Source organism: Streptomyces sp. GESEQ-4 (assembly GCF_017948455.1).
GTDB lineage: Bacteria > Actinomycetota > Actinomycetes > Streptomycetales > Streptomycetaceae > Streptomyces.
Genome location: NZ_JAFFSU010000014.1, coordinates 80,116 through 95,843, shown reverse-complemented (window position 1 = coordinate 95,843; position 15,728 = coordinate 80,116). Strand labels below are relative to the sequence as shown.

20 protein-coding genes are annotated in these 15,728 nt (G+C 69.7%); 3 read left to right on the top strand and 17 right to left on the bottom strand.

Annotated elements, in window-relative coordinates; genetic code table 11:
• The first annotated feature begins 435 nt into the window (after positions 1 to 435).
• On the top strand, positions 436 to 1,593 hold the full coding sequence (locus tag KCH48_RS25700) for a winged helix DNA-binding domain-containing protein (protein ID WP_210577097.1): 1,158 nt from the start codon (positions 436 to 438) through the stop codon (positions 1,591 to 1,593).
• 4 nt (positions 1,594 to 1,597) lie between these two features.
• On the opposite strand, the gene KCH48_RS25695 is transcribed toward KCH48_RS25700, so the two are convergent.
• Positions 1,598 to 2,341, bottom strand: a complete 744-nt coding sequence (locus tag KCH48_RS25695) for a class I SAM-dependent methyltransferase (protein WP_210577244.1) — start codon at positions 2,339 to 2,341, stop codon at positions 1,598 to 1,600.
• Positions 2,342 to 2,574: 233 nt separating this feature from the next.
• Positions 2,575 to 3,453: an LLM class flavin-dependent oxidoreductase gene (locus KCH48_RS25690; RefSeq protein ID WP_210577096.1), complete on the bottom strand. Its 879-nt coding sequence runs from the start codon at positions 3,451 to 3,453 to the stop codon at positions 2,575 to 2,577.
• A gap of 79 nt (positions 3,454 to 3,532) precedes the next feature.
• Here KCH48_RS25690 and KCH48_RS25685 point away from each other — a divergent pair, with 79 nt between their 5' ends.
• Positions 3,533 to 3,910, top strand: a complete 378-nt coding sequence (locus tag KCH48_RS25685) for a DUF192 domain-containing protein (protein WP_210577095.1) — start codon at positions 3,533 to 3,535, stop codon at positions 3,908 to 3,910.
• 26 nt (positions 3,911 to 3,936) lie between these two features.
• On the opposite strand, the gene KCH48_RS25680 is transcribed toward KCH48_RS25685, so the two are convergent.
• Both KCH48_RS25680 and KCH48_RS25675 read right to left on the bottom strand, forming a co-directional pair.
• A complete protein-coding gene (locus tag KCH48_RS25680) occupies positions 3,937 to 4,950 on the bottom strand; it encodes an alpha/beta fold hydrolase (protein WP_210577094.1) in 1,014 nt (337 codons plus the stop codon).
• A 91-nt stretch (positions 4,951 to 5,041) separates the two neighbouring features.
• A complete protein-coding gene (locus KCH48_RS25675) occupies positions 5,042 to 5,860 on the bottom strand; it encodes an NAD(P)H-binding protein (RefSeq protein WP_210577093.1) in 819 nt (272 codons plus the stop codon).
• A gap of 88 nt (positions 5,861 to 5,948) precedes the next feature.
• Here KCH48_RS25675 and KCH48_RS25670 point away from each other — a divergent pair, with 88 nt between their 5' ends.
• Positions 5,949 to 6,371 carry a helix-turn-helix domain-containing protein gene (locus KCH48_RS25670; protein ID WP_210577092.1) on the top strand — a complete coding sequence of 141 codons (423 nt, stop codon included), beginning with the start codon at positions 5,949 to 5,951 and terminating at the stop codon, positions 6,369 to 6,371.
• A gap of 87 nt (positions 6,372 to 6,458) precedes the next feature.
• Here the strand turns inward: KCH48_RS25670 and KCH48_RS25665 are convergent, their stop codons facing one another.
• From KCH48_RS25665 to KCH48_RS25605, 13 genes are all read right to left on the bottom strand, one after another.
• On the bottom strand, positions 6,459 to 6,851 hold the full coding sequence (locus tag KCH48_RS25665; protein ID WP_210577091.1) for a hypothetical protein: 393 nt from the start codon (positions 6,849 to 6,851) through the stop codon (positions 6,459 to 6,461).
• Positions 6,848 to 7,129 carry an Arc family DNA-binding protein gene (locus tag KCH48_RS25660; protein ID WP_210577090.1) on the bottom strand — a complete coding sequence of 94 codons (282 nt, stop codon included), beginning with the start codon at positions 7,127 to 7,129 and terminating at the stop codon, positions 6,848 to 6,850. Before KCH48_RS25660 ends, KCH48_RS25665 begins: the two co-directional genes overlap by 4 nt.
• Before the next feature lie 113 nt (positions 7,130 to 7,242).
• Entirely contained in the window at positions 7,243 to 7,602 is a 360-nt protein-coding gene (locus KCH48_RS25655; RefSeq protein ID WP_210577089.1) for a hypothetical protein, read from the bottom strand.
• Positions 7,599 to 8,078 (bottom strand): hypothetical protein, encoded by a 480-nt coding sequence (locus tag KCH48_RS25650; protein WP_210577088.1) that lies wholly within the window; start codon positions 8,076 to 8,078, stop codon positions 7,599 to 7,601. The genes KCH48_RS25655 and KCH48_RS25650 overlap by 4 nt, the downstream gene beginning before the upstream one ends.
• A gap of 100 nt (positions 8,079 to 8,178) precedes the next feature.
• Positions 8,179 to 8,826, bottom strand: coding sequence for an OmpA family protein (locus KCH48_RS25645; RefSeq protein ID WP_210577087.1), 648 nt, complete (start codon positions 8,824 to 8,826; stop codon positions 8,179 to 8,181).
• Positions 8,827 to 8,834: 8 nt separating this feature from the next.
• On the bottom strand, positions 8,835 to 9,416 hold the full coding sequence (locus tag KCH48_RS25640; protein WP_210577086.1) for a hypothetical protein: 582 nt from the start codon (positions 9,414 to 9,416) through the stop codon (positions 8,835 to 8,837).
• 16 nt (positions 9,417 to 9,432) lie between these two features.
• Positions 9,433 to 10,056, bottom strand: a complete 624-nt coding sequence (locus KCH48_RS25635; protein ID WP_210577243.1) for a pilus assembly protein TadG-related protein — start codon at positions 10,054 to 10,056, stop codon at positions 9,433 to 9,435.
• Positions 10,053 to 10,241 (bottom strand): Flp family type IVb pilin, encoded by a 189-nt coding sequence (locus KCH48_RS25630; RefSeq protein ID WP_210577255.1) that lies wholly within the window; start codon positions 10,239 to 10,241, stop codon positions 10,053 to 10,055. Before KCH48_RS25630 ends, KCH48_RS25635 begins: the two co-directional genes overlap by 4 nt.
• A gap of 112 nt (positions 10,242 to 10,353) precedes the next feature.
• Entirely contained in the window at positions 10,354 to 11,133 is a 780-nt protein-coding gene (locus KCH48_RS25625) for a response regulator transcription factor (RefSeq protein ID WP_210577085.1), read from the bottom strand.
• Positions 11,133 to 12,515 carry a sensor histidine kinase gene (locus KCH48_RS25620; protein ID WP_374104711.1) on the bottom strand — a complete coding sequence of 461 codons (1,383 nt, stop codon included), beginning with the start codon at positions 12,513 to 12,515 and terminating at the stop codon, positions 11,133 to 11,135. The genes KCH48_RS25625 and KCH48_RS25620 overlap by 1 nt, the downstream gene beginning before the upstream one ends.
• A 16-nt stretch (positions 12,516 to 12,531) precedes the next feature.
• A complete protein-coding gene (locus KCH48_RS25615) occupies positions 12,532 to 13,419 on the bottom strand; it encodes a DUF5936 domain-containing protein (RefSeq protein ID WP_210577084.1) in 888 nt (295 codons plus the stop codon).
• Between the two features lie 16 nt (positions 13,420 to 13,435).
• A complete protein-coding gene (locus tag KCH48_RS25610) occupies positions 13,436 to 14,377 on the bottom strand; it encodes a type II secretion system F family protein (RefSeq protein WP_210577083.1) in 942 nt (313 codons plus the stop codon).
• 10 nt (positions 14,378 to 14,387) lie between these two features.
• Positions 14,388 to 15,725 carry a CpaF family protein gene (locus KCH48_RS25605; RefSeq protein ID WP_210577082.1) on the bottom strand — a complete coding sequence of 446 codons (1,338 nt, stop codon included), beginning with the start codon at positions 15,723 to 15,725 and terminating at the stop codon, positions 14,388 to 14,390.
• Positions 15,726 to 15,728 lie beyond the last annotated feature (3 nt).

Below are 15,728 nucleotides of genomic sequence, written 5' to 3'. Positions count from 1 at the left end.
GTGCATCGGCGTGCCACAACTACTCTCCGGAGTCGGGTGGCGACGGCGCGATGGCGGCAAATAGCCCTGTTCCGGGCGGGCTCGTGGCCGGATTGCAGCGATGTGGACGGCTCGGCGAGTCGGTGCGCATCCCCCGGGCGGGTGACCCCGTCAGTGAACGTTCGCTTGACGGGTCGCGGTACCGCGCAGCCCCCTCCTCTGCGCGGTACCGGCCGCGCAACTTTGCTGGCGCGAATTGCCTTGGTCTGAACTTACGTGAGGTGTCGGCCGGGTGCGAGCCGCCTGCGATAACAATGTGGAAACTGTGCATGATCCACCAATACGAAGGGTGAATCTCCAGCGGGGCACCAAAAGCCCGGTTTGCGCATACTTGCCTGCCCTATCTCCTCGGCATCGCGGACAGCTTCCGGCCTACTTCCGTCCTACCGTCGTCCCATGACCCTGAGAATCGGTTGGGACGAGGCGAGCGCACGTCGACTGGAACGGCAATTCCTGGCCAACCCTGCTCAGGCGGGTGGGGACGTGGCCGCCGTGGTCTCCGCCATGCTGGGCGCGCATGCGCAGGTGCTGTCCGCGGCGGAGCTGTCGGTGGGGGTGCGGACGGTCGGTGTGACCCGGGCGGACGTGCGGGCCGCGCTCTGGGAGGACCGCTCGCTCGTGAAGACGCACGGCCCGCGCGGAACGGTGCATCTGCTCCCGGCGGACGAACTTCCCCTCTGGAGCGCCGCGTTGAGCGCGATCCCGTCGGGCCCGAGCCCTTTCGCGCCCGGCGCCCGTATGACGGACGAGCAGGTGGCGCAGGTCATGGCCGCGATCGGCGACGCGCTGGACGGCGTATGCCTGACGGTGGACGAGCTGAGCGAGGAGGTCGTGGCGCGCACGGGGCCCTGGGCCGGGGACCGGGTGATGCCCGCGTTCCAGGACATGTGGCCGCGCTGGCGTCAGGTGATGCACCGGGCGGGGCAGTCGGGTGCCCTGTGCTTCGGCCAGAACCGCGGTCGCAAGGTGACGTACACCCGCCCGCCGGCCTTCGATCCGCTGCCGCCGGAGCAGGCGGTGGGGATGCTCGTACGCCGGTATCTGCGCGCGTACGGTCCCGCGACCCCGCGGCACTTCGCGAAATGGCTTGCGGCTCCGGGGGGTTGGGCGGGCGGGCTGTTCGGCACGCTCGCGGAGGCCGGGGAGATCGAGGAGGTGGACTTCGAGGGCGTACCGGCGTGGGTGGCGGCGGGGGACACCGGGTTTCCTGAGGGTGGCCGACGGGCCGGTGGCGTCCGGCTGCTGCCGTACTTCGACGCGTACGGCATCGCCGCCCAGCCGCGTGAGCGACTGTTCCGGGGACCGGCGTACGAGAGGGCGCTGGCCGGCGGTCAGGCCGGCAACTACCCCCTGCTGCTGGTCGACGGCGTGGTGGCGGGCGTGTGGCACCAACGGCGCCAGGGACGTCGTACGACCGTCACGGTGGAGCCGCTGGGGCGGCTGACGGCGCGGCAGGAACGGGAGTTGGGGCGGCAGGTGGAGCGGGTCGGGGAAGTGCTGGAGGCGCGGCCGGAGTTGGTGATCGGGACGGTGACGACGGGCCCGCACGCGTAGGGACTCATCCCGGCGGCCTGCGCAGCTCGAAGAGGTGGCGGGTGCTGTGGGCGACGAAGGGGCCGTGTGCCTCGATCTCGGCGTGCAGGGCGCGGAGTCGGGGTTCGTAGGCCTCGACGGTGAAGTCGGGGACCATCCAGATCACCTTGCGCAGGAAATGGACGACGGCTCCGATGTCGTAGAACGCCATACGGAGCCGCTCCGCCCGTACGTCGACGACTTCGAGCCCGGCGGCCTGGGCGTCGGCGCGCTCGCGGTCGGGGTGGCGGCCGCCCCGCTGCTCGTCGGACAACGGGCCGAGGAAGTACTCGACGAGCTCGAAGACGCTGCTGGGGCCGACGTGCTGGGCGAAGTAGGTGCCGCCGGGGCGGAGGACGCGGGCGATCTCCGGCCAGTCGGGGCGTACGGGGTGCCGGCTGACGACGAGGTCGAACGTCGCGTCCGCGAAGGGGAGCGCGGCGTCCTCGGGCGCGGCGACGACGGCGACGCCACGGGGGCGGAGGAGGGCGGTGGCCTTGGCGACGTTGGGGGGCCAGCCTTCGGTGGCGACGGTGAGGAGAGGTGGATCCGGCTGCGCGCGCTCCAGGGCGAAGTCGAGGACCTCTCCCCCGCCGGTCTGGATGTCGAGCACGGCGGTGGTCCCGCGGAGGCGTTCGGCCATGGACTCCGCGTAACCCCACGAGGGCCGCGCCTCCGTGGCCCTGCCCTCGAACCAGGAGAAGTCCCAGCCGTCGGTGGGGTGGGCCACGGCTTCTTCGACGAGGTCTTCGTAGGTGCGGCTTTCGTGGGCGCGGCCCTCGTCGGTGGGGCCCTTGTGGGTGCGGCCCTCGTGGGTGCCGCCCTCGTGGGTGCCGCCCTCGTGGGTGCCGCCCTCGTGGGTGCCGCCCTCGTGGGTGCCGCCCTCGTGGGTGCCGCCCTCGTGAGCGCGGCCTTCGTCGGTGCCGCCTTCATCGGTGCGGGCGGCACCCGGCGTCGGGTGGCTCACGGGACCAGGGGTCGTACTTCTTCCGCCGCGAACCGTACGAACCCCTCCGGGTCGGGTTCGTCGCCGGTCGGCTGCAGGACGACCGTGTCGGCGCCGGCGTCGGCGAGGCGCTGGACGGCCTTGGCGACGGCTCCGGCGTCTCCCGCGACGCCGAGGTCCGGGACGGATGCGTCGCCTTCGGCGTCGAGCTCGGCGCGGAGCCGTGCGGCGGCGCCGGGACCGGTGGCGGTGAGCAGATAGACGACGACCTTGTGCGGTTCGGTACGACCCGCCGACTCCCGTCCCTCGTCGATGAGTTGCCGGGCACGCCGGACACCCTCGGGGGGCGTACTCGCGGTGAGGATGGTCCCGTCGGCCGCCTCACCGGCCAGCCGCAGCGAGCGGGGCCCGGTGGCGCCGGCGAGGACGGGCGGCGCGGGATCGGCGGGGGGCCAGTCGAGCGCGACGTCATCGAGCTTGACGTACCGCCCCTCGGTCGTGATCCGCTCGCCGCGCAACAGGGTCCGCAGGGCGAGCAGGTGCTCACGCAGCAGGGTCACGGGTGACTCGACCCGGGCGCCCACCTGCCCCATCCAGTCCTGCACGCCGTGCCCGACGCCGACGATCGGGCGCCCGGGGAACATCCGGTGCAGCGACGCGACCTCCATCGCGGTGATGGCCACGTTCCGCAGCGGCACGGGCAGCAGCCCCACCCCGATGCGCACCCGCTCGGTCCAGGCGAGAGCGGCGGCCGCCGTCGACAACCCGCCCTCCCGGAAGCAGTCCTCCCACAGCCAGAGCTCTTCAAGTCCCGTCGCGTCCGCGAGCCGGGCGACCTCCCGCAGTCGCTCGGGCGGCAGCTGAGGGCGGAACACGGCACCGAGTCCAGTCGTCATACGGCCTTCCTACCTGTGCCGCGACGCCATGGACAACACCTTTTCCCGCGAGTCTGCGGTGTTGTGTCACCCTGCTGGAATGCGGCGTCGTTGGCGGGACGGACAGGGGACGTTGGTCGTGTCCGGAGGCGGCGGCCGTGCGGACGCCGTCTCCGTACCTCTGGAGATCGCCGCCTCGTATCGCGCCCGTACCAAAGGGCTGTTGGGGCGGGACGCCATTGACGGGGCGATGTTGCTCTCCCCCGCCAACAGCGTGCACACCTTCCGGATGCGGATCCCCATCGACGTCGCCTACCTCGACCGCCACCTCGAGGTCATCGCCGTGACGACCATGAAGCCGGGGCGACTCGGTATGCCCCGGCTTCGTGCGCGGCATGTGGTGGAGGCGGAGGCGGGGGTCATGAGGGGGTGGGGGTTGCGGGCCGGGGTTCGCGTGGAGATCGAGGGGATGGGGTGAGGGCGAAGCGGACGTCGGCAACGCTGTCACAGCCGCAGCCCGTGCAGGAGGTCCGTCACGCGAGTCGGGTCCGAGGGGCCCATGTGGCCGGTGCCGGGGAAGTTGTGGACCATGAAGCGGTTGTGCGGGGTGAGTTCATCGGCTTCGGCGATCATGCGGTCCTGGAGCTCCGTGGCGACGGTCCTGTCCTTGCCGAACCGCAGATACGTGCGCGGAATCCGCCCCCACGTCTCCGCACGCCCGACGGCCCGGCCCGCGTACGCCGTCATCGACTCGTCCGCCTGCAATCCCTCCAGCACCCGCAGGAACTCGGCGTCCGTGTACTCCGCGCAGGTCATCTCCTTGAAGACGGCGAGGTCACGGCTGCTGGAGGTACGCCAGTTGAGGCGCAGCACCCCCAGCTTCCCCGGGTCGCCGACGATCTGCTCCAACGGGCTGATGGCGAACTGCCCTTCAGGCGAGCCCGCGCAGTCGTTCAGGGACGGCATGCTGCGGCTCGGGCAGAACGCGGCCATGTAGCAGATATGCGCCAGGAGTTCGGGCACGGCATTCGCCACCCTGCTCACCGAGAGCCCGCCCATGCTGTGCCCGACCAGCACCACGGGCCCGCCGAGCCGCGCGGCGCGTCGTACGACGCCGGTGACCCGCCGCTCGAAGTCGTCCAGGGTGAGCGCGGCGACCGGCGAGGGCTCCGTCGCGAGGGCGTTGAAGTCCTGCGTCTGATACGCCTTCGGGATGAACTTCTCGGCGCCGTGCAGCGGTTGGTCCACCGTGACGACGCGGTGCCCGCGCAGCGCCAGTTCTCTGCCGATCGCCGTCCAGAAGACACCCGCGCTATGGGTGCCGTGGACCAGGACGTACGTGCGGATGCGGTGGCGGGTCCGTGCCGTGGCCCGGTCGGTGTCGGTCGCGTGCGCGGTACCCGCACCCACACCGACGGCGAGCGCTGCCCCGCCGGCGCCTGCGGCGAGACGTCGCAATGCTTGTCGCCGTGAGGTCGCTGCCTTCTCAGTGCTCTCTTTGCTCTCTTTGTCAGCCATGGCTAAGAGGCTATGAACGCCCGCTGTTCCCCAACATGGCTCTGCCCACCCGGCTGAGGGTGCACCTACCGACACCTACACACCGCGGCCATCAACCTGCCGACGGTCTCGTGGCCACGGCGGTTGCGACAGCCGTGGTCAGTGGGTCGGAGGCTGGACGGCCAAGGATGTCGGCCAGGTCAGGGCCGGTGCTGTCCAGAAAGCCGTGCCGGATGCCGGTCGCGATCGAGGCGAGCATGGGTGGCTGGAACGGCAGGAGTCCCGGCACCTGGCTGAGGAGCCTGCGCCGGTACTCGGCGAGACCGATGGTGCGGTGCGGGACGCCGAGGCGGTCGGCCACGTGCGCTGCCGTGATGGGCGTGCCGACGAGATCGTAGGTGCGTCCGCTGTGCGGGGCTGGATCCGCCGCGATGACCGCCGCGGCCTCGGCCAGGTCGGCACGGGCGACCGCGGCCAGGGCGCCGTCGCCGAACGCGGATTCCACCCCGCCGTCGGCCCACATCAGGAGGCCGCCGAAGAGTTCGGCGTAGAGGCCGTTGCGCAGGATCGTCCACGGCAGGCCGCAGGCGCGCACGAGCCGTTCGGTCGCGCGGTGCGCCAGCGCGAAACCGAGGTGCTCACCGGCACCGGTCAGGCTCGTGTAGACGACATGCCGGACGCCGTCGCGGACGGCAGCGTCGAGGACGGCCGCGTGCCGCCCGATGACCTGGTCGTCTTCGGCATACCCGGCGGAGATCACCACCAGAGTGGACACACCGGCGAGGTCCATGCCGGAGGGATCGTCGAAATCGAGCCGCCGCAACTCGCCGTTCGGAGTGCGGCTGCCGCCTGTCGCTGTCGCGTCGCGGGCATGCAGCGCCGCGAGAGTGGCGGAGCCGAGGCCCCCGTTCGCTCCGGTCACCAGAATCATGTCAGTCGTAGTCTTCCGTCGGTGGTTCTCTTCGGTAACTACGCTTGATCCTGAACCGCCCGTATACCGGCCACAAGAAGGCAGTTTGATGTCACCCACGCACACCGAGGTAACCACCGCACCCGCCGAACTCGATCCCTGCGGGCGCGAAGACCACCCGGACTGCGGGATCCGCGATGTCCTGGACCGGATCGGCGACAAGTGGTCGGTACTCGTGATCGTCGAACTCGCCGGCGGGCCACGCCGCTTCCGCGAACTGCAGCGCGCCATCGACGGCATCTCCCAGCGCATGCTCACCCTCACCGTGCGCAGGCTGGAACGCGACGGACTCGTCCTGCGCACCGTCTACCCCACCGTCCCGGCCCACGTGGACTACCGCCTGACCGAGACCGGGACCGGCCTGACCCACCTGGTCAAGGCACTCGCCGACTGGTCCCTCAGCCATCGCGCCGTCATCGCCGAGGCACGGCACCAGTACGACGAGACCCACCCCGACCACGACATCCGGTAACGGATGCTGCTGATGCCGTCCGGTGCGGCAGTGCTCTGCTACGCAGCGCTCTCTTCGAAACGCTCGTCGATCTTCTCCGGTGGCGCATCATCGGTTCAGGTCCATGACCCCGACTCCCAGCCCTGCGTAGGCTTCCGGTGCGACCGTGGCAACCAGTGCTCCGTCGGGAAGCATCGGGTTCGGCCGCGCCACGTGTACGGCGGCGGCGACACCGCAGGTGACACCGTCGCTCAGCAGTTCGGCGACGGTCATGGCCATCGCGTAGTCGTCGTCAATGACGCGGAACACATCCAGCAGTACGCCCGCGTGGGCCACGATCCCCGCACGCTCGCGCTCAGCCTCCACGAGGCTCAGGACAGGCAGCCACAGGCGCACATCGTCGCTGGATGCCGCAGCGTGAATGAGGCCGGATACCTGCTTGTTGCCCCCCGTCGCCAGCAGTGTGGGGCTGTCGAGGACATAGTGCTCGATCTGGTTCAACGAGCCGACTCCGCTCCGGCGAGAGCGGCCCGGTGTGCGGCCGTGGCTTCCCGCATCTTGCGCCGCATGTCCGCGGATTCCTCGTCCGTCACGTAATGGCCGAACCGCTCAGCGATCAGGGCCCGGGTGCGATCGGCCCGCTCACTGATCTGCTCGGGGGTCAGGGTCTGAGCCGCTATCTCCTGCATCAGGGCACGGAGACTGGTCCCACGCGCCTCCGCCACCGCGGCAAGCTGGTCACGGACTTCGGCGGGCACGCGGATCATGACGTCAGGCATGGGCGCAAGTATACGTGCCGTATACGTCTCACGCGTTCGATGAGATCGGGTGCTGCTCGCCGTATCCGGGCACCTCGGGCCTGACGTTCGGCACTCGACCTGGCAGTACTGGCTCAGCGTCGGTCTGTGGCTCGCGGGTGCCCGGTGCCTGCGAAGGTGATCCAGCAGGTGTCGCGGGATGTGTCCACGAGGTACCAGATGCGACCGCCGCCGGTCACCTCGATCTGCCACTGCTCGCAGGTCTGCCCGCGGTGGGTGCCATGCGCCAGACCACCCTTGAGCCGGTGGTGCCGGGGCGTCTCGGTGGCAGGCCTGGGGTTCGTGCGCATAGTGACCCAGGCGCGGTAGGTGTTCTCTCGGGCCTGTTGGGCGAGGCTTTCCCATCCCTTGGCGGCGGCCGCGTCCGCGAAGCGGACTTCCCAGTGGCCCTCTGGTGCCGGTGGTGCGGCGCGGTCGCCACGGCCCGCGGTCATGCGGCGCCCCGCGGGTCCGGTACCGGGCCGTAGTCGTCGCCGTGGTCCCTGGTCAGCGCGGCCAGCAGTTCCGGGTCGGAGTAGACCTCGGCGGTGTGCTGCCAGGCGATGAGCAGTTGGGCGACGGACGCGCTGTTGCCGAGCGAGTCGGCGGCACGCATGGTGTCGACCAGTTCGACAGCGAAGGCGTGGAGATCCGGCTCGGGCAGGAAACGGACCCACGGGAAGGCGTCCGGCAGTATGTCGAGGAGCAGTTCCATGCTGCCTGGCTCCCGGCGCGCCATCGCGGCGAGCATTCGGGTGGCTGCCGACACCACGGTCTGGTCCTGCTCGGCCCGCGCCGCCGTGGTGAGGACCAGGTCCTCACCATCTCTGCGGTGCAGGAGCAGTCTCGGCGATTCCTGGAGCCGGGCAAGCGTCTGCTTGTTCTTGTTCACCAGCTCGGAGAAGTTCACGGCTGCATTCTCGGTACCCATAACTTTGAAAGTACTTCGAAACTAGCCCTGGCACCATCACCCAAAAGAGGGGCGGATGGCCAGCTCGGACCCACTGGCCAAGAAGCGGGCGGCCCGACGGTCAGTTCTCGGCGCGCGGGAAGGTCACCTCCACCCGTCGGTTCTTCCTGCGGCTCTCCTCCGTGGCGTTCGAGGCGATCGGGTACTGCTCGCCGTAGCCGCGGACCTCGAAGGTGATGTTGGGGTCGTTCAGTTCCTCGTCCAGGACTTTCTGTACGGCGTTGGCGCGCTGTTTGGAGAGGACGTCGCCGTGGGCGGAGGAACCGAGGTTGTCCGTGAAGCCGAAGACGCGGATCCGTGTCGCGTTCTGGGTCTTGATCTCGTCCGCGATCGCCGAGAGGCGGGACCTTGCCTCGCCCGTCAGTCTCGCGCTGTCCTTCGGGAACAGGACCTCCGCCTGGAGCGCGAACTTCACGTCCGCATTGGTGTCCTCCCGGCGTTCGTCGCCGCTCTGGTCCTCGACGACCTGCTTGATGTCCAGCACCTTGGGTGCGGCGAGCGTGGCCCCTTCGGGGAGCTTGAGGTCGGGGTCGTTGGGGTCGACCTCGACGGGGGCGGAAGCGGAGGGTTCGGTGCCCGGAGGGACGCTGGGGCCGTCGTCGGCACGGGCGTGGGTCGGGGCCAGCAAGGTCGCGGCGACCATGACGGACGTGGCGCCGAGGGTCAGGGCGAGACGGGGACGCACGCTCCAGGTCGAGGTGGCGGTCATCGTCGGCCTCACCCGGAGATCTGGATGGTGGCGGAGGCGAACGTCGGCAACTGGAACGCCACTTCGGTCGTGTCCGCAGGGGGTGCCGGGAACTGCATGAACACGGCGAGGCTGTCGCCGGCCTTGAGGATCGAGAAGCCTGTGGTCGTGAGCGGGCGGCCGTCGGTGTCGCGCAGTACGTAGTACCGCTTCTTGCCCTTTGAGTCGACAAGCGTGGCGCCCCCGAGCGACCTGCCGTTTCGGACGATCTCGGTCTCGTTTCCGCTCAGCCCCGCGGGCACCGTGACGCTCTCGGCACCGTCGTTCTTCAGTTCGGCGTTCACCGTGACGAAGCCGCCGGCATCACGCTGAGCAGAGGCGATCTGGAGGAGCAGTCCGTTCGAGCCCTTCAACTCAGCCATCGGCGTGTCCGACTGGCCCTCCTGAGTACTCGGGTCGGATCCGCCGTCCTTGGAAGCCGACGCGGACGCCTCCGGCTTCTCGTCGTCGCCACCACCACCGCCGCAGCCGGACACACCGACGGCCAGACCGGCCGCAAGCGTCAACGCGACCATCCCCCTGCGGGCCTTCGCAGTGAACCGAATGCTCATCGCTCTGCTTCCTTCGTCACTCGTCATTCGCTTGCCCGTCGGCCAGATGGACGTCGAAGAGATCCTCGGGACCCGGGAGATCGTCGAGATTGTCCGGGTCCAGGGGCCAGCTGATGCCGTCCTCGCAAGTGAGTTCCGGCAGCATGTCGTCCCCGGCATCCTCACCCGGGAGCTCGAACTCACACAGCCGATCGATCACGGCGGTGGCGGAGGCTTCTGAGTATGTGTCCTCTGTACCGGGCACGAGGGAGTCGCCGACGGACTCCGTGGTCCGGACAGTGACTTCGTAGCCCGGGGGGAACCCGCCCGGTCCCGCACAACCCGTCACCGTTGCGTCGTTCTGGGCTGCCAACTGGTTCGCCCGCTCGCACCCGCCGAAGACCTCGACCTCGCCGTTGAAGATGTCCTGCCACTTCGTCGGGTCGAGAACGTTCTCCACCCACTCGTCCGTGAGCTTGTCGCGGGTGTCTAGGGCAGCCGCGAGCGCCGCCGCGTCCGCTGCCGTCTGGGCGCCGTTCCGGTTCGCGGCCGCCTGGCCTACCGCCAGGTAAACGAACGCGAGAAAGAGCAGGCCCCCGACCACCGTGATGTAGATGGGGAAAGCCTGCCCTGCGTCGCCGAATCTACGGGCTGACGTCAGCCGGTGAGCTTCGCGATCTGCGTGGTGATGGCGTCGTAGATCGTCTGCCCGATGTCCGTCCCGGTGATCGCCAACACAATCGCCACAACCACCGCGATGATCCCCAGGTACTCGACCGCAGTCTGCCCCTTGTCGTTGTCGCGCATCCGCATGCCGCACCCCTCCGGTGTCGTCGCCTTCGGCACGCGGAGTGTATGCAGGAACACCCCGGGTTGCCGAGGGCCCCAGGGCCCAAATCCGGACCTGGCTGGGGAGCCGGCCGCTCGGCTTCTCGTTCCGCCCAGACGTCACCGCAGGTCACCCCAGCCCTGTCGCGGAACTCGGTGCCGTGCCCAGCCACTTCGCGGCGGCTTCGGCGCGGCTGGTGCTGTGGAGTTTGGCGAAAATGCGGTTGATGTGGTTCTTGACGGTCTTCTCGCTGATGAAGCAGGCGGCGGCGATCTGCTGGTTGTTCAGGCCAGTTGCGATGAGGTCCATGATCTCCGCCTCCCTCATGCTCAGTCGGAACCGCGACCGGTCCAACGACTGTCCCATATACGATTGCAGTTGCGAAAGCCCTTTCCCGAAAGTGGACGAGGGCGCGCTACCTACAGTGGCCAACTGGCCTGGTGGAGCGAGTTGTTCCGGTAGCTTCGGGCGACGGGCAGGTGAACTCTCACCGTATGCAGTCGCATTCACCGCCGTGCGCGTGAAGTGCCGTCGGCCCTCCCGGACGTCCCGCACCGCGGTGACCAGCTCGTCCGCCGTGAACTCGCCGTGGACCAGATAGCCGACCGCCCCTTGACGCAATGCCTCCCGGACGGTCGCCGGTTCCGTGCTGTACGTCAGCATCATGACCGGGGCGATGGAGGCCAGGTGCGGCAATGCCGAGATGCCGTCCAGTTCGGGCATGCGGACGTCCAGGAGGATCACGTCGGGGCGGTGCCGAGACGCTGCCTCGCAGGCCTCGCGGCCGTCGGCGGCCTGCGCGACCACGGTGATGTCCTCGCGGCCGGACAGCAGCGCGGTGAGGCCTGCTCGGACCACCGGGTTGTCGTCCGCGACCAATACCCGTACCTGCGGGAGGGCTTGGGGCATCACGCGGCCTCCTTTCGTTCGCTGCTGGTGCTGCTGCTCTTGCTGCCGTGTGGCTTCAGGGCCGCCAGGGGGAGTTCGAGGCGGACCTCCGTGCCTCGTGCGTCGTCGCCTCGGCCGAAGTGCAGGCGCGCTCCCATCGACTCCGCCCGTTCGACCATGCCGAGCAGGCCGAAGTGGCCGGAGTCGCGGAGCTGTTCGACGGTGAAGCCGGGAGGCAGGCCGCGTCCGTCGTCGTACACGCTGATGCGCAGCACGCCGTCCTGGACGCCTGCGCGTACGTTGACTTGGGTCGCGGACGCGTGGCGGTGGGCGTTCTCCATGGCCTCGCCGACGATCGTGAGGAGTTGGCGGGCCACTGCGTGCGCTGTCAAGAGTGGCTGATCGTCGGCGTCGGCCGGCGGATGGAACGTCGCCGGCAGCCCCGTACGCCTCGTGAAGTCGCTTGTGTAGGAGGCCAGTTCCGTGAGGATCTCGGTCGTGGCGCGTGGGTCGGATTCCTGGCGCAGGTCCTCCAGGAGTTCGCGGGACTCGGCGGCTGCCCTGCGTGCTGCTCGGGCGATCAGTTCCGCCTGTTGTTTGATCAGGGCGGGGTCCGTGTCCGGTGCGCTCGCCGAGTTGGCCAGGCCGTCCGCCGCCAGGGCCACGCCGTGCAGGGTTTTGGCCACCGAGTCGTGCATCTCCCGTGCCAGCCGGGCGCGTTCCGCGTCGACCGCCTCCGTGACGGCGAGGCGGGCCTTCACCGTGGTCAGGGCCTGGGTGGCGGTGCCGAAGCGGAGCATCAGGTTGCGCAGGGCCGAGCCGAGCGCACCGTTGATGACGCAAAACCCTGGTAGGAGCAGGGACTCCGCGAGGTCCACCTGGCCCTTCCGCAGCGTCGCGTGGGCCAGCAGGAGGATCAGGGACTGGAGCGAGGCGAAGACGGCGGCGCCGCGCCAGCCGTAGACGATGCCCGCGAGCAGGGGCGTGCAGACGCTGACGTAGGCGAGGGTGGTGTCCGGGCCCGCGGAGATCAGGAGGAGCGAGCCGAAGAGGGTGTCCAGGGCGAGGAGGGTGGGGTGGCGCAGGAGGAGAGGGCCGAAGCGTTCCCAGTCCCGGAAGAGGACGTACGAGACCATGAACGTGACGACCACGGCGCTGCCGACTAGGCGGGTGCCCCAGCCCGGGTTGGCGTTGAGGAGTGCCGAGGGGGCGGCCAGGGCGATCATGGCGAGACGGAAGCCGAAGACCTGGCGGCACATCGCCTGAAGGGCGTTCACCTGGAGCGGGAGGGCGGGGGCCGCGGGTCGACGCCCCTGCGGACGCAGCTCACCGGCTTCACCAACCGAACGTCGCCGCAGCCTGTACGTCAGGCCGCCCGCCCTGCCCGCCCTCGTCATCGCCATCCCCGATCCCTCCCCCCTACTCCCCCGTCAGAGTCCCGAAGTCCGTCCCCGACCCCAGCAGCAGCCCGGCGACGAGCAGGATCATCGTGGCCGGCACCATGAAGGTGGTGATCATCAGCGTGGCCTTGGGGACGGCCCGCGCGGCCTTGCGGCGGGCGTTCTGCGCGTCGGTCCGGCGCATGTCCTTGGCCAGGGCGACCAGCGTGTCGACGATGGGGGCTCCCAGCTCCTCGCCCTGCTGCAAGGCGGTCACGAACATCGCGACCTGCTCGGAGTCGTTGCGTCGGCGCAGTTCCGCGAAGGCCTGGCGGCGGCTCATGCCGAGGTCCATCTGGCGGAGGGTGATGCGCAGTTCGTCCGCCCAGGGGCCCTCGTATTTCGTGGCGACCCGGTCCAGGGCCTGCCGGAAGCCCAGGCCCGCGCTGACCACCACCGCCAGTACGTCGAGGAAGTCGGGCAGGGTCCGCTCGATCACGTCCTTGCGGATGCGGATCGCCGACCAGATGCCCACCTCCGTCCAGAACGCCCCGAAGGCGAGCAGCAGCAGCGCCACCAGGTACTGGCCGCGCAGGACGAACACCAGGCAGCCCACGCCGCCCAGCGCGCCGTACACGGCCCGGCGTGCGGCGTAGCGGTCGATCGTGAGGCCGCCGGGGTTGCCCGCCAGGTCTATCTTGCGGCGGTACTTGGCGACCTGCTTCGGGCCCATCAGCCGGAGGACCGCGGGCGCGTACCGCATGCCCATGCGGTCGATCAGGGAGTCGACCGCGCCGGTCCGGGTCGCGCCGACCTCCAGGGCCAGCGCGAGGTCGCTGGGGAGTTTGGCGTCAGCGCGGTACATGCGGATGCCGGCGAAGATGCCCCAGACGCCGATGCCCATCACCAGGGCCAGGAGGAGTGCCATGTCCGTCTCCCCCGCCTCAGACGTCGATCCGGGACAACCGGCGGATCATGATGAAGCCGATCGCGTACAGCGCGAAGGCGAGGATCACCGCCCCTTGTCCCACCGGCGAGCCCGTCATGCGGTCCAGGGAGCCTTCCTGCACCCCGTTCATCAGGAGCAGCGAGCCCACGCCGAGCACGGGGACGGCGTACGAGGTCATGGTGACCTGGGACAGCTGGGTGCGGATCTCGCGGCGGGTCTCCTTCCGCTCCTCCAGCGTCTCCGTCAGATTCCGCAACGCGGTCACCACCTGTCCGCCCGCCCGGTTCGACAGCACCAGGGTCGTCACCAGCACCACCAGCTCCCGCGACGGCAACCGGTCCGCCAGCTCGCCCAGCGCGTCGTCCATCGACGCGCCCACCGCCAACTGGTTCGCCACCTTGGCCAGTTCCTCCCCTGCCGGGGCCTCCAGTTCCTCCGCCGCCATCCCGATGGCCGTACGCAGGGCGAGTCCCGCGTGTGTCGCGTTCGCCAGGATGCGGGCCAGCTCGGGCAGTTGGTTGATGAACTTCTCGATCCGCTTCTGCCGCTGCCAGTTGAGGAACTGGATCGCCACCCAGATGCCCAGCGCACCGGCGAGCGGGCCGAAGAAGGGCGCCAGGGTGGCCTGGCCGATCAGCCACAGGCCCGCGACCGTCGCGAACATGTAGGCGAAGAACTCGCCCGGCGTGACGTCCAGGCCCGTCGCCGCCAGCCGGAGCTCCAGATCCTTGCCCAGCTTCGTACGGCGCACCCGGCGGTCCAGGTTGCGGAAGCGGCGCCGACGGCCCAAGGGGACCTGGCCGGCGGCCGACAGACGCTCCACAAGGGCCGCCCGCTGCGCCCTGCCCGCCGCGTAGGAGTGCAGGCCCACCACGAAGAGGACGCAGGTCAGCAGGGTGATGCCGGTGGTGAGCGTGACGAGGTTGTCGAGTTCCATCGGGGTGGTCCTACCTGGCTTCTCGGGTCGACAGCTGGGCTGGGGTGTGGGCGACGCCGTAGGCCTGCGGGATGGGCTGGCTCGCCATGTAGAGGCGGTCGGCGGTGCGGCGCGGGAGCGGGAAGTGGACGTAGCTGCCGTGCACCCGGCCGTCGTGGGTCATCGGCTGGGCGTCGAAGCGGGCCACGGTCACGATGCGGTACGGCTCGCCCCCGTGGCTGTCGAGGACCGCGATCTCGGTGACGCGGCGGGCGCCGTCCGCGAAGCGGGTGAGCTGGATGATGACGTCGACGGCGCTGTTGATCTGGTCGTGCAGCGCCACGAAGGGGACCTCCACGTCCGACATGGAGGCGAGGGTCTGCAGGCGCATCAGCGCGTCCTCCGCGCTGTTGGCGTGGACGGTGGCGAGCGAGCCGTCGTGGCCCGTCGACATCGCCTGGAGCATGTCCAGGGACTCACCGCCGCGGACCTCACCGACGACGATGCGGTCCGGGCGCATCCGGAGGGAGTTGCGCACCAGATCGCGGATGGTGACCTGGCCCTGGCCCTCCACGTTCGGCGGGCGGGACTCCAGGCGGATCACATGCGACTGCTGGAGCTGGAGCTCCGCCGAGTCCTCGATGGTGATGATGCGCTCGCTCTCGGGGATGAGCCCCGACAGGGCGTTCAGGAGGGTCGTCTTTCCGGTGCCCGTCGCGCCCGACACGATGATGTTGAACCTGGCCTGCACCAGCCCCGCCAGCAGGTACACCATGTGCTCGTCCAGCGAGCTGAAGCCGACCAGTTCCTGGAGCGTGAAGGAGCGCGGGAAGCGGCGGATGGTGAGCGTGGCGCCGGTCAGCGACAGCGGCGGGATGATCACGTTGACGCGCTCGCCGGAGGGCAGGCGTGCGTCGACCATCGGATTCGACTCGTCCACGCGCCGGTTGACCGTGGACACGATCCGCTCGATCGTCTGCATCAGCTGGTCGTGGGAGGGGAAGCGCAACGGCAACTGCTCGACCCTGCCACCGCGTTCCACGAAGATCGCGTCCGGGCCGTTCACCATGATCTCGGTGATCGACGCGTCCTCCAGCAGGGGTTCCAGGATGCCGAGCCCGAGTGCCTCGTCCACGACACGGCGGATCAGCTGCGAACGCTCCACCGTCGACAGCACCGGGCCCTCGCGGCTGATGATGTGCCCGAGGACGCGTTCCAGGCGGGCCCGTCGCTCGGCCGCCGCCAGCGAACTCATCTCCGCAAGGTCGATCTCCTCCAGGAGCTTGGCCCGGTACGAGGCGACGAGGTGCCCGTCCTCGCCCCGGCTGCCGTTCTCCTCCGGGGTGTTGATGCGGGACCGCAGGCTCATGGC